The organism is Arthrobacter sp. zg-Y1143 (genome assembly GCF_030125565.1).
Taxonomy (GTDB): Bacteria; Actinomycetota; Actinomycetes; order Actinomycetales; family Micrococcaceae; genus Arthrobacter_B.
This window is the reverse complement of sequence record NZ_JASKLW010000004.1, coordinates 42,246-53,994: the sequence shown is the minus strand read 5'-3', so window position 1 is coordinate 53,994 and position 11,749 is coordinate 42,246. Positions and strand designations below refer to the sequence as shown.

Genomic DNA, 11,749 nt, shown 5'->3' with positions numbered 1-11,749 from the left:
CTTTCAGCCTTGACCGTCTACGGCCAGGATTTTGTGTGCCGTTCCCTGGCCCATTCGCACCGCGCCGTCTACGTGCTGGTAGCCCTCGGCTGCGAGGTCGGAGCAGGACCAGTAGATAGGGCCCACCGGGGTGAGCTGGTCTTTCCCGTAGCGGTGAAGGCCGCCCAAGTCGTAGCTGGCCGCGTAGGCGCCCCGTGTCCATTCCTCCGAGCCCCAGTCGGACTCGTAGTAGACCTCCGGCTCCAGTGCCTCCTCGCCCAGGAACGCGGCGATGGAGGAAAGAATCGCCCGGCGGCGGTCCTGGGCTGACAGTTCAAACATTCGGTCCGCCTTTTCATCGGAAACAAAACCGACGAGGGTGCCGCGCGGGTCCTGGTGGTTGGTGTTGTCGTAGACCTCCTGCACCAGTTCGCCCGCTCCGAAGCAGGTGCCGGAGAGCCCTTTGTCCCGCCAGAACGGAGTGCGGTATACGGCGTGGACCTTGATGACCAGGCCCAGGGACTGGTGCTGGTGCATCTGGTGCTGCCGGCGCGGCAACGGCGGTTCAAAGGAGACCCGGGAATAGAGGTTCGGAGGCACGGCCATCACGGCATACCGGGCGTGGACAGTGACAGATTCGGCAACTGCTGTCACAGCCGTCGTGCGAATCGGGTCCGTAATCGCCGTCGTGCCCGTTTCGCCGTCCTGCATTGTGCCAGTTCCGCCCTCGTGCGCACCCCCGGCCGTGCCGCTGCTTTCACCGGGCCAGCGCAGGAAACGCACCGGGTTGGACAGGAACACGTCCCCGGCCAGGTCCTCTGCCATCCGTTCGGATACCTGCTGCATGCCTCCGGCGACGCGGCGGTCCAGGATGAAGTCCTCATCCACCAGGTTCGAGAAGGAACCGGCTGACGCTGCCATGAGTACTGCCTGCAGAGCGGAGAAAGCGTGGGCCGGTTTCGTCAGCATTCCCCCCGCTACGAACAACCCGATGTTGTTGCAGGCCTCTTCATCCGCGGACTGCGCCCGGAGCCAGTGGTGGAAGGAAACGGTGTCGAGTTCCCGTGCTCTGGGATGATTCCACGGTGCGGCGGGGTCGGTTTCCGCGGCCAGCGCATCCAGGATCTCGATCAGGCGGAGCATTTCCTTTTCGGTCTGCTCCCCCACCGGAAACATATCCCCGGTGTAGGTGCGCCTGGTTCCGTCCGCCGAAATGTAGACCGATTCGCCCTCGCGGTAGCGTTCAAAGGTTCCCAGGCCCAGCTCTTCCACCAGCGCGGACAGGGCGGTTTGGTCCGGGGAAATCCACTGGCCGCCGATTTCGAGCATCGCCCCGTCGATGGTGTCCGTCCAAGTCCGGCCGCCCACACGGTCACGCGCCTCAAGGACTGCCACACTGAGCCCGCCGGCCTTCAGGGCCCGAGCAGCGGACAGTCCGGACGGTCCGGCCCCAATGATCACAACGTCGCGTTCCAGCGTTTGCACAGATTCCTTTCCCTGCGGCCGGGAGCGGCCGCGTACCGCCGCGTGCAGCAACGGATGCGGAGCTGCACGGGTGCGGTAAATGAATGGTGTTCATTTATTGAATGGAACTGTAGCGTCCGTCACACCGAAGGGGAAGAGGTTGTGTGAATATTAAGGGTCGGAGTTTGCGGCGCAGCCGGTCGTCCGGCAGGCAGGCAGGCAGGCACAGTTGCATGCGGCACGGCAGTGCAGAACATTGCACGGCACGGCATTTCTTGGGGAAGGACGGAACGGGAGCGGATGACAGGGCAGGTACCCGCACGGCGCGGAGCGGGACGTCCCGCCAACCGCGTGCTGACGCCCGGGAAAATTACAGCCGCGGCCTTGGCCGTCATCCGCGCCAAGGGCTATGACGGGTTGACAATGTCTGCCCTGGCCAGGCGCCTGAGTGTGGCCCCCTCGGCCCTGTACAACCATGTGGAATCCAAGGCTGAAGTCCTGCAGTGGATCCAGGACTACGTGATGTCGGGGGTGGACACATCCTGCTTCAGCGAGCTTCCCTGGGAGGAGGCGGTCCGGACCTGGGCACGTTCCTACCGCGATGTGTTCGCCCGGCACACACCGCTGATTCCGGTGATCGCCGTCCTGCAGGTCCGCGGCGCGCCCCGGACCCTGGCAATGTACGAAGTCGTCACCGAGGGTTTCCTCCGTGCGGGCTGGCCGCAGGAACACATCGTGCCCGCCATTGTGGCACTTGAGTCCTTTATCTACGGCTCGGCGTACGACGCCGTGGCGCCGCAGGACATCTTCGACACCGGTGCCCTCGCTCCGGACAGTCCGCTGTTCACGTCCGCGGTGCAGGAGCAGTTGGGCCGGGAAGAAGGCCGTGCCGCCGATACGGCGTTCGACGCCGGGCTGGATGCCCTGGTGACAGGGCTCAGCCGGCAGGCCGGTGTGGCCTGCCGGCAAGACCGCTAAAGGGTCAACCTTGCGCGCGGACCGCTGCCTCCAGTACGTCGAGGCCGTCAAGCAGCAGTTCGTCGCCGATGGTCAGCGGCGGCAGCAACCGGATGACGTTGCCGTAGGTACCGCAGGTCAGCACAATGACGCCCTCGCGCAGGCAGGCCGCAGCCACCGCTTTGGCGGCAGCGGCGTCGGGCTCCATGGTCCCCGGGATGACGAGCTCCACGGCAAGCATGGCCCCGCGGCCGCGAACGTCTCCGACCGCGCCGGACTCCGCGGCCAGCGCCCGCAGCCGGGGCAGCACCAGCTCCTCGATGTGCTTCGCCCGGCCGGCAAGGTCCTGGGCCACCATGGTGTCCATGGCGGCCAGCGCGGCGGCGCAGGCCACCGGATTGCCGCCGTACGTCCCGCCGAGGCCGCCGGGATGCACGGCGTCGAGCAGCTCCGCGCGGCCGGTCACGGCGGATAGCGGCATGCCGCCGGCAATGCCCTTGGCCATGGTGATCAGATCCGGAACCACGCCCTCGTGCTGGACGGCGAACCACTCACCCGTCCGGCAGAAACCGGACTGCACCTCGTCGGCAATAAAGACCACGCCGTTGGCACGCGCCCACTCTGCCAGCCGGGGCAGGAAGCCTTCCGCCGGGACGATGAACCCGCCCTCGCCCTGGATCGGTTCAATCAGCAGGGCGGCGAGCTGGTCGGCGCCGATTTGCTTCTCGATGGCGAGGATCGCCCGGTCCGCGGCTTCGACGCCGGTGATGGCAGGGTTTTCCTCCCGGTACGGGTAGCTCATCGGCATCCGGTAAATTTCCGGGGCGAACGGACCGAAACCGGTTTTGTACGGCATGGCCTTCGCGGTCAGCCCCATGGTGAGGTTGGTGCGCCCGTGGTAGGCATGGTCGAAGGCCACTATGGCGTTGCGTCCGGTGGCGGACCGGGCAATCTTCACCGCGTTCTCCACCGCTTCGGCACCCGAGTTGAACAGCACGGTGCGCTTTTCGAAGTCCCCAGGCGTCACTTCGGCCAGCCGTTCGGCTACGGCTACGTAGCCCTCGTACGGGGTGACCATAAAGCAGGTGTGCGTGAAGTGCGCGGCCTGCTCTTGCACGGCAGCGACGACGGCGGGATCGGACGCACCGACGCTGGTCACGGCAATGCCGGAACCGAGGTCGGTGAAGGCGTTGCCGTCCACGTCCACGATGATCCCGCCGTCGGCGTCGGCTGCGTACACGGGGACGCTGGAGGCAACCCCCTTGGCCACCACTGCGGCACGGCGTGCCTCCAGGGCAGCGGACTTCGGGCCCGGGAAGGAACCGCTGATCCGGCGTTTCTGTTCCAGCCGGTAGCTGGGGGCGGTGACGGAAGTGCTCATGATGCTGCCTTTCAAAAATGTGCCGTAGGGGTTGGAGGCGCGGGACTCAGGCGTCCAAGGCGGTCATCACGTGCTTGATCCGGGTGTAATCCTCCACCCCGTACATGGACAGGTCCTTGCCGTAGCCGGAGCTCTTGAAGCCGCCGTGCGGCATTTCGGCGGTGAGCAGGATGTGGGTGTTGATCCAGACCGCACCGAAGTCAAGGTCCCGGGACAGGCGCATGGCCCGGCCGTGGTTGGTGGTCCAGACGCTGGAGGCGAGCGCATATTCGACACCGTTGGCCATTTCCACGGCCTCGTCTTCGCTGCCGAACCGCTGCACGGTGATGACCGGGCCGAAGGTTTCCTTCTGCACAATGTCATCGTCCTGGCGGGCACCGCTGATGACAGTGGGCTCGAAGAAGAACCCCTTCGCCCCGGCCCGGCGTCCTCCGGTTTCCACCTTGCAGTGCGCCGGAAGCGCATCAATGACCGCGTTCACGGCGTTGAAGTGGTTGATGTTGTTCAGCGGCCCGAAGTAGTTGTCTTCGTCGTTGTCGCTGCCGGTTTTCAACCCGCGGGCCGCTGCCACCAGCTTCTCCACCAGGGCGTCATGGGCGGAATCTTCCACGAGCACGCGAGTGATGGCTGTGCAGTCCTGCCCGGCGTTGAAGAAGGCGAACTCGGCCACTGCCTGCGCGGTGCGGTCCAGGTCGGCGTCGGCGAAGACCACGGCCGGTGCCTTGCCACCCAGTTCAAGATGCGCGCGTTTCAGGCCCTTGGCCGCACCGGAGGCCACGGCAATGCCGGCCCGCACCGAGCCGGTGATGGAAACCAGTCCGGGTACGGGGTGCTCGACCATCAGGGCGCCCGTTTCCCCGGTGCCCAGGACCACATTCAGCACACCGGCAGGGAAGATGTCCTGGGCCAGCCGGGCGAGGACCAGCGTGGATTCCGGCGTGGTGTCGGAGGGCTTGAGCACCACGGTGTTTCCGGCGGCCAGAGCGGGGCCGATCTTCCAGACGGCCATCAGCAGCGGATAGTTCCACGGGGCCACCTGCGCGACGACGCCGATGGGTTCACGCCGGACAAAGGAAGTGTGCCCCTCAAGGTATTCCCCGGCGGACTTGCCCTCCAGCAGCCGGGCGGCACCGGCGAAGAACCGGAGCTGGTCCGCCCCCACGGCCACTTCCTCCGCGGCAATCAGCGAGCGGACCTGCCCGGTGTTGCGGTGCTGGGCTTCCACCAGCTCCTCGGAATTGGCTTCCAGGGCGTCGGCCAGGCGCAGCAACAGGAGCTGGCGCTCGCTGGGCGTGGTGCGCTTCCAGGTCCGGAACGCAGTTGCGGCGGCATTCATGGCGGCATCGACGTCGGCCTCCACCGACACCGGCGACACAGCCACCACCTCGCCGTTGGTGGGGTTCACGATGTCCAGCACCTCCGTTCCGCGGGAGGCGACGAATTCGCCGTTGATGAAGTTCTGCAGTGTCTGCGCCATGCCGGGGTCCTTTCGGAAACGTGCCGGGCGTGCACCCGGGATACCCCAAACGTACTGTGCGGTCCGGATCACATCCAGAGCCATCCGCACAGACAGACTCCGGCGTAACGGTGCAGTTGCCCAACGGCTTCGCTCCTATAGTGGAGCCATGTCGATCACTCTTCCGGGTCTGCTGGCCGCCGGCGGACTGAACCTCACCCGCCACGGTTCCGCACCGTTGTCGGACCGGCCCATCCAATGGGTGGCGGTGACCGAACTCGAGGACCCCTCCCCGTTCCTTGGCGGAGGCGAAGTAGTGCTAACCACCGGACTGCGGCACAGCAGCGCGGCTGCCCAGCGGCGTTTTGTGCAGAGCGTGGATAAGGCCGGCGCCCTGGGCATCGGCTTCGGTACGGGGCTGAGCCACGGCACGGTGCCCGGTCCGTTGCTGGCGGAAGCGGACCGCAGAGACCTGCCCGTTTTCGAAGTGCCTTACGACACCCCCTTTATGGCGCTGGGGAAGCTGGTGGCCGATTCGCTTTCGGCCGAGCATGTGGCCCACCTGCACCAACTGCTTTCCGCACACCAGGTGCTGGCCGAAGCGCTGCTCAGCGGCAAAGGGCTTCCCCGGCTGCTCACCGAGCTGTCCCGCCTGGTGGGGGCCGAGGTGGCCCTGTTCCAATACGGAGCACCGGTCTTTGCCGCCGCGCAGCCGGACTCGTCCTGGCGCCGGATACCCGTTTCCACCGGGATGCGCGACCGCTGCACCCTGGCCATCGCGGAACCCTTTGTGCAGCCCGACGTCGTGGCCTACGCCTCCAGCCTGATTGGTGTGGAACTTAGCAACCAGGCAGCACGCCGGGCCAGCAGCCGAAAGGTCACCGGGCAGCTCCTGGGCGACGTAGTGGACGGGAGGCTGGCCGGGGCGGACGCCGCCGTCCGGCTCCGGTCCGCCGGCATCGACACGTCGCAGAGGCTGTTGATCCTGCTGGTGGAGGCCGCCTCGGGACAGGTCCGCGGCCTGCCGGCCCTGCCGCTGCCGGCAGCGTTCGACGGCGCCCCCACCGGCGTGTACGGCAAGCGCCTGGCAGTGGTGGTTCCGGCTTCTGACGGGCCCCGGCTGGCCGAGGCGCTCAGCTCCTTCCTTTTTGGCGCCGGACTCACGGCCAAGGTGGGAGTGGGAGGCGCGTACACGGAACCGGGAGGACTGCGCTGGAGTTACTACGAGGCCCGCGAGGCGCTGCAGCGCGGCGCGGCCGTCAACGAACCGGAGCGCCTCAGCCTCACGTCCCTGCTGATGGCAGGCCGGGATGTTCCGCTGGCCGATCTGGCCGCGGAAGCACTGGGCCCGCTGGAAGCCTTCGACAACCGGCACGGAGCCCAGCTGCTCCCTACCCTGGACACCTATCTGGCCCTCAACGGATCCGTGGCCGCTGTAGCCGCGGATCTGAACCTGCACCGCAACACTGTGCGCTACCGGCTGGCACAGATCGCGGAACTCACCGGCTACGACCCGGCCGTCACTGCCGACCGCGTCCACCTCTTCCTGGCCCTGAGCGTCCGGCGGCTGGGCGGCTGAAGCTGGCCCGCTGATTCCAGGCAACCGGGTCGGCAGCCTGATTCCGGGCAGGTAGGCTCGCACGGTTAACCTGTAGGGATGACTTTAACCGCGCAGGCCAGGACTATCCGCTGGCAGGGACTGGATGATCCGGAGCGCACGGACACAGCTGTGGTGTCCTTCCGGGAGCGGGAACTTGCTGCCGCCGGGACCTCGGTGACCCCCGGGTACACGGTTACCTGGACGCTTTCCACCGTCCCGGGTTGGGTGACCCGGCATCTGTCGGTCGGTGTGAAGGGCAACGGCTGGGCCCGGACGCTGCTGCTCGAACGCAGCACCGAGGGCCGGTGGACAGCGGAAACCACGGCCTCCGGCAACACCGGCCTGCCCGCTCCGGGGCTGGAGGATCCGCGCAGCTTGGACGAGGCCCAGGACGCCGATCTGGGACTGTGCCCGCTGACCAACACCATGCCCATCCTCCGGCTGGACCTGCTGAACGGGTCCGCTCCCCCGGATGAAACGCAGCTGACCATGGCGTGGGTGGAGATCCCCAGTCTGCGGGTGCTGCCCAGCCGGCAGGTCTATTCACAGGTGAGGCCCTATTCACCGGAGTCCGGGCGCGCCGTCGTGCTCTACAGTTCCGATACCGGCGGGTTCACCGCCGAACTCGAGGTGGACGCGGACGGCGCAGTGCTCGACTACCCGGGCCTGGCGGCCCGCCTGCCCTAGCGCGGTGGTGCACAGCCGCCGCCGCGTCCCCGCTAGGATTGGAATACATCCACTCACCGCACGCTTGGAGACCACATGAGTGAAATTTTCCTTGATCGATTCCGCGCCCTGGTCCCCAAGTACCTGGAGGACAACTGGCGTGAAGAGGACGGCATCCCCGAGCACGAACTCGATGCCATGCTCGCCGCCCATGATTTCAACATCCCGCTGGTGCTGCGCGAGTTCTACCTCGCCGTGGGCGGGTGCGAGGACCTCATGGAGGCATTCCACTTCTTCTGGGATCCGGATGAGCTGGAAATCGAAGACGGGTACCTGCTGTTCCTCGAAGACGAGGATGAGAAGTTCGTCTGGGGCATCCGCGAGGACCAGCTGGACGTTCCCGATCCCATTGTGTGGCGCCGCAACAACGCCCGCGGGGACTGGCAGAGCGAAGAAGGCACCCTGAGCGAATATGTCCTGGACATGTTCGAGTGGATTTTCGAAGAGGACGAAGACGAGGACTGAGGCTTTAATGAAGGAACTGTCGAGCGAAACCGCCTGGACCAGCCACGCACCTGAGGGCTATGAATGCCCCTTCTGCGACATGGCCTCCGGGGAGTTCCGGTTTCCCGGCAACCTCTGCGAGCCCGGGGACCTCGTCTACTCGGATGATCTGGTGCTGGCCTTCATCGCCTCCCACGGTTTCGACCCGGAGCCCGGCCATGTCCTGGTCACTCCCCGCGCCCATTACGAGCTGCTGTATGAACTGCCCGACGACGTCGCGGCCCGGATCATGTTGGTGACCCGCGACATGGCGGTCGCCATCAAGAAGGCCTGGCACCCGGACGGCGTCACCACCCGGCAGCACAACGAGCCCGCCGGCAGCCAGCACGTGTGGCACTACCACCAGCATGTGCTGCCGCGTTGGACCAATGACGGGCTGTATTTCACCCCCAAGCGGCCCATCGTGCCGCCGGCCGTCCGTGCCCGGAAAGCCGCGGAGCTGCGCGCCGTCCTGTAGGGAAGGCTGTCCTAGTAGGGGCGCCGGCTTTTGGGGGCCGTCCTACCTGCCCGAAATCTTCGCCACAGTGTCCCGTGCCGTCGCGCCGACGCCGATGAGCGTGGCTGAGGCAGGTCCGGTCCAATCCCCGTATCCCAGGAAGAACAGATCGGGGCCGTCGACTGAGCGGGTGCGCAGCTGGGCATCCGTAGCCGGAACACCGTTGCGGATAGCCAGGCCGAGGGGCCTCAGGTGCTGCAGATCCGGCCGGAAGCCGGTGCACCAAATAACCGCATCAGCGCGGAGCTTCTCCCCGTCCTCCCATTGCACCCCCTCCGGGACAAGGCGGAAGAACATCGGCCGGGCCTTCAGCAGGCCGGCGTCGCGGGCTTTCCGCACCGCGGGAACGGCAACAATGTCACCTATGTCGGCGATACCGGCTGGTGCAGGCTCTCGCGCCGAGAGGGCTTTGCTGCGGCGTGTGGCGATAGAGAACAATGCCCGGCCGTCGACGTCGTCGGGCAGGTAGCGCGGCGGATGCCGCGTCACCCAAGTCACCGACGACGTTGGGGCGAGATCCGCGGCGATCTGCGCCCCCGAGTTGCCGCCGCCCACCACCACTACGTTTTGTTCGGCGAAAGGCTCCGGTCCCCGGTAGCCGGCGGTGTGCAGCTGCCGGCCGGTGAACTGCTCGCTGCCGGGCACCGCAGGGATGTACGGGGTAGCCCAGCTGCCGGTGGCGTTGATGATCGCCCGGCTGGCCCACTGCCCGTGGTCGGTGTCAGTGAGGTAGGCGCCGTCAGTGAGGTAGCCGCCGCCGTCGATCCTCCGCACAGCGTCGACCCGGACGGGCCGGTACACCGGCAGGTCATAGCGGGCCTCGTAAGTGCGCAGATACTGCGCAACATGCTCCGCCGAGGGGTTGCCTTCACCCGTCCAGGCGGGCATCTGGTAGCCGGGCAGGGAGCTGTAGGCAGCCGGGGAGAACAGTTCCAGGCTCTTCCAGTAGTGCTGCCAGGCACCGCCGGGCTGTCGGTTGGCGTCGAGGACGGCGAAGGTGGGCGCTGGCCCGGACCGGCCGGTGGCCTCGTCCCGCCGCAGGCGGTTCAGGTAGTAGCCTGCAGCGAGACCGGCCTGGCCTCCCCCGATCACCAGGACATCGACATCCCGGGACTGGTTATCAGTCATAGGGGCTCAGGCGCCCTCGGCACCGGTGAGGTCGCGGTGCAGCTCACGGACCCTGCGCTGGATGTCGTCGCGGACCAGGCGCATCCTGTCCATTCCTTCGATGCCGCGTTCGGAGGGTTCGTCGGTGTCCCAGGTCTCGTATCGGGTGCCGGCCGGCACGGTCACGGCTGCTTCGCGGCCAAGGGTCACGACGACGTCGGCCGCCCGCATCGCCTCGTCCGTCACGGCTTTCGGAGTCTCGGCGCTGATGTCGATACCGAGTTCGGCCAGCGATTCCGCTGACCGGGCGTTCAGCGCCGTACCGGGTTTGGTCCCGGCCGAGCGCACGTCCACGGTTTCACCGGCAAGGTCCTTCATCAGCCCTGCCGCCATCTGCGACTTGCCTGCGTTTTTCACGCAGATGAACAAGACGCTCGGTGTACCCGGCATTCAGTCCCCCTGTTCCGCGGAGCGGCCGTGCTCCAGTCCGGTGGGAATACCCAGGAACGCCGGTTCGGGCGTGCAGCAGCAGGAGGATGCCGCCGGTGCGGTTTCCTCTGCTGCCGCAATGCCGGCATCCGTCCCGCAGCACGACGCCGAGGAAGACGCCGCGGGGGCCGCGGGGGCCGGTTCCGGTGCCCCGCAGCAGGACGACGCCGCTTCCGTGGCCGGCACAGGCTCCGGCGCGGCTCCGCAGCAGGAAACGGACACGACTGAACCCGCAACGGCCGGTGCATCACAGCTTGACGCTGTGTCGCAGCTGCCGCCGAGATCGGTGGAGCAGACTCCGGTTTCGGGCAGGACCAGCTGCACGTCGTCGGCAGCCTGCTGGTCTCCTGCCAACGCCGCCGCAATGGAGCGGACCTGCTCGTAACCGGTGGCCATCAGGAACGTGGGTGCCCGGCCGTAGGACTTCATGCCCGCAACGTAGAAATCCTTCTCCGGGTGGGACAGCAGCTGGGCGCCGTGCGGTGCCACGGTGCCGCAGCTGTGGAACTCGGGATCGATCAGCGGCCCGAGCCCCCGCGGGGCCTCAACCGACGGGTCCAGGTCCAGCCGGATTTCGCGCAGCATCTCCAGATCCGGGCGGAAACCGGTGGCCGGAACCAGCAGGTCCACGTCAAGCTGCTTCCCGCCGTACGGCGTAGTGCCAACTACCGACAAGGTGTCTGAGGTTTTGAAGCCGGTGATGGTGAAGGCCGTGTGCAGCTCGATTCGTCCGTCCGCCACGAGGGTACGCAGCCGGCTGCCGAGCGCCCCGCGGGCGGGCAGGCCATCCAGGTCGCCGCCGCCGTAGACATTGGCAGCGGAGGCGCTGCGGATGGCCCAGCTGATCCGGGTTCCCGGTTCCTGCTCGGCCAGTTCCCCCAGTGCCAGCAGGGTATTCGCAGCCGAGTGGCCGGCGCCCACCACCAGGACATGCTTTCCGGCGAACCGGGAACGGTCGCGGCCAACGACGTCGGGCAGCGGGCGTGTGATCAGCCCTGCCGCGACGGCGTCCGCTTCCCCGACAGCCGGCAGTCCGGCCTGACCCAGCGGGTTCGGCGTCTGCCAGGTGCCGGAGGCGTCAATGACGGCGCGGGCCCGGAAGTCGGTGACGGTTCCCTCGGCATCTTCGACCCGGAGAAGGAACGGGGTGTCCTCCCGGCCGCTGCTGCGGGTCCTGTCCAGGCCTTCCCGGCTCACAGCCACAACCCGGGTGGAGGTGTGCAGCGAAGCCGCAATCCCGGGGACAGCGGCAAGCGGCCGCAGGTACTGCTCCTCCAGTTCGGCACCCGTGGGCAAGGCCTCGGCATCCGGCTCCTGCCACCCGGTACCGGCGAGCAGACGGCGGGCGGCGGCGTCGACGTCGTACCGCCACGGCGAGAACAGCCGGATGTGCGCCCAGGACGCAACCGCAGCCGCAGGCGTTGCACCGGCCTCGAAGATGACCGGCGTCAGTCCGCGCTCAATCAGGTGCGCGGCAGCTGCAAGGCCCACGGGGCCTGCACCGATCACGGCGACGGGAAGTTCGGACATCTCAGTGTTGTCAGTGTTCTCAGTGGTGTCAGGCACGGGTGTTTCCTCTTCGGTGCGGGT

The 11,749-nt window shown here is 67.2% G+C and carries 11 protein-coding genes; 5 read left to right on the top strand and 6 right to left on the bottom strand.

The features are described 5' to 3' along the window. Positions 1-3: 3 nt before the first annotated feature. Positions 4-1,464 carry a flavin monoamine oxidase family protein gene (locus QNN98_RS04310; protein ID WP_283996371.1) on the bottom strand — a complete coding sequence of 487 codons (1,461 nt, stop codon included), beginning with the start codon at positions 1,462-1,464 and terminating at the stop codon, positions 4-6. A 279-nt stretch (positions 1,465-1,743) separates the two neighbouring features. On the opposite strand from QNN98_RS04310, the gene QNN98_RS04305 reads away from it, so the two are divergent. After that, positions 1,744-2,421, top strand: coding sequence for a TetR/AcrR family transcriptional regulator (locus tag QNN98_RS04305; RefSeq protein WP_227925191.1), 678 nt, complete (start codon positions 1,744-1,746; stop codon positions 2,419-2,421). Between the two features lie 4 nt (positions 2,422-2,425). On the opposite strand, the gene gabT is transcribed toward QNN98_RS04305, so the two are convergent. Continuing rightward, a complete protein-coding gene (gene gabT / locus QNN98_RS04300) occupies positions 2,426-3,781 on the bottom strand; it encodes a 4-aminobutyrate--2-oxoglutarate transaminase (protein WP_283996370.1) in 1,356 nt (451 codons plus the stop codon). Between the two features lie 46 nt (positions 3,782-3,827). Next, positions 3,828-5,258 (bottom strand): gamma-aminobutyraldehyde dehydrogenase, encoded by a 1,431-nt coding sequence (locus tag QNN98_RS04295; protein WP_283996369.1) that lies wholly within the window; start codon positions 5,256-5,258, stop codon positions 3,828-3,830. A 148-nt stretch (positions 5,259-5,406) separates the two neighbouring features. Between QNN98_RS04295 and QNN98_RS04290 the strand changes: the two genes are divergently transcribed. The 4 genes from QNN98_RS04290 to QNN98_RS04275 all read left to right on the top strand — a co-directional run bounded on the left by QNN98_RS04290 (position 5,407) and on the right by QNN98_RS04275 (position 8,524). Then, the gene (locus QNN98_RS04290; RefSeq protein ID WP_283996368.1) at positions 5,407-6,816 is read left to right on the top strand and encodes a PucR family transcriptional regulator; all 1,410 of its coding nucleotides are present in this window, start codon (positions 5,407-5,409) and stop codon (positions 6,814-6,816) included. Positions 6,817-6,894: 78 nt separating this feature from the next. Beyond that, positions 6,895-7,524 (top strand): putative glycolipid-binding domain-containing protein, encoded by a 630-nt coding sequence (locus QNN98_RS04285; protein ID WP_283996367.1) that lies wholly within the window; start codon positions 6,895-6,897, stop codon positions 7,522-7,524. A 75-nt stretch (positions 7,525-7,599) separates the two neighbouring features. Continuing rightward, positions 7,600-8,028: a hypothetical protein gene (locus QNN98_RS04280; RefSeq protein WP_227912706.1), complete on the top strand. Its 429-nt coding sequence runs from the start codon at positions 7,600-7,602 to the stop codon at positions 8,026-8,028. 7 nt (positions 8,029-8,035) lie between these two features. After that, positions 8,036-8,524, top strand: a complete 489-nt coding sequence (locus QNN98_RS04275) for an HIT family protein (protein ID WP_227912705.1) — start codon at positions 8,036-8,038, stop codon at positions 8,522-8,524. A gap of 42 nt (positions 8,525-8,566) precedes the next feature. On the opposite strand, the gene QNN98_RS04270 is transcribed toward QNN98_RS04275, so the two are convergent. The 3 genes from QNN98_RS04270 to QNN98_RS04260 are packed head-to-tail and all read right to left on the bottom strand — an operon-like array spanning position 8,567 to position 11,689. After that, complete coding sequence (locus QNN98_RS04270; RefSeq protein ID WP_283996366.1) at positions 8,567-9,691, bottom strand: ArsO family NAD(P)H-dependent flavin-containing monooxygenase; 1,125 nt, start codon at positions 9,689-9,691, stop codon at positions 8,567-8,569. Positions 9,692-9,697: 6 nt separating this feature from the next. Further along, a complete protein-coding gene (locus QNN98_RS04265; protein ID WP_283996365.1) occupies positions 9,698-10,120 on the bottom strand; it encodes an arsenate-mycothiol transferase ArsC in 423 nt (140 codons plus the stop codon). Then, entirely contained in the window at positions 10,121-11,689 is a 1,569-nt protein-coding gene (locus QNN98_RS04260; RefSeq protein ID WP_283996568.1) for an FAD-dependent oxidoreductase, read from the bottom strand. Between the last annotated feature and the right edge of the window lie 60 nt (positions 11,690-11,749).

Coding starts and splice junctions, on each gene's coding strand:
- QNN98_RS04280 (WP_227912706.1), top strand. CDS start 7,600: ATGAGTGAAATTTTCCTTGATCGATTCCGCGCCCTGGTCCCCAAGTAC.
- QNN98_RS04290 (WP_283996368.1), top strand. CDS start 5,407: ATGTCGATCACTCTTCCGGGTCTGCTGGCCGCCGGCGGACTGAACCTC.
- QNN98_RS04265 (WP_283996365.1), bottom strand. CDS start 10,120: ATGCCGGGTACACCGAGCGTCTTGTTCATCTGCGTGAAAAACGCAGGC.
- QNN98_RS04285 (WP_283996367.1), top strand. CDS start 6,895: ATGACTTTAACCGCGCAGGCCAGGACTATCCGCTGGCAGGGACTGGAT.
- QNN98_RS04260 (WP_283996568.1), bottom strand. CDS start 11,689: ATGTCCGAACTTCCCGTCGCCGTGATCGGTGCAGGCCCCGTGGGCCTT.
- QNN98_RS04295 (WP_283996369.1), bottom strand. CDS start 5,258: ATGGCGCAGACACTGCAGAACTTCATCAACGGCGAATTCGTCGCCTCC.
- QNN98_RS04305 (WP_227925191.1), top strand. CDS start 1,744: ATGACAGGGCAGGTACCCGCACGGCGCGGAGCGGGACGTCCCGCCAAC.
- QNN98_RS04275 (WP_227912705.1), top strand. CDS start 8,036: ATGAAGGAACTGTCGAGCGAAACCGCCTGGACCAGCCACGCACCTGAG.
- gabT (WP_283996370.1), bottom strand. CDS start 3,781: ATGAGCACTTCCGTCACCGCCCCCAGCTACCGGCTGGAACAGAAACGC.
- QNN98_RS04270 (WP_283996366.1), bottom strand. CDS start 9,691: ATGACTGATAACCAGTCCCGGGATGTCGATGTCCTGGTGATCGGGGGA.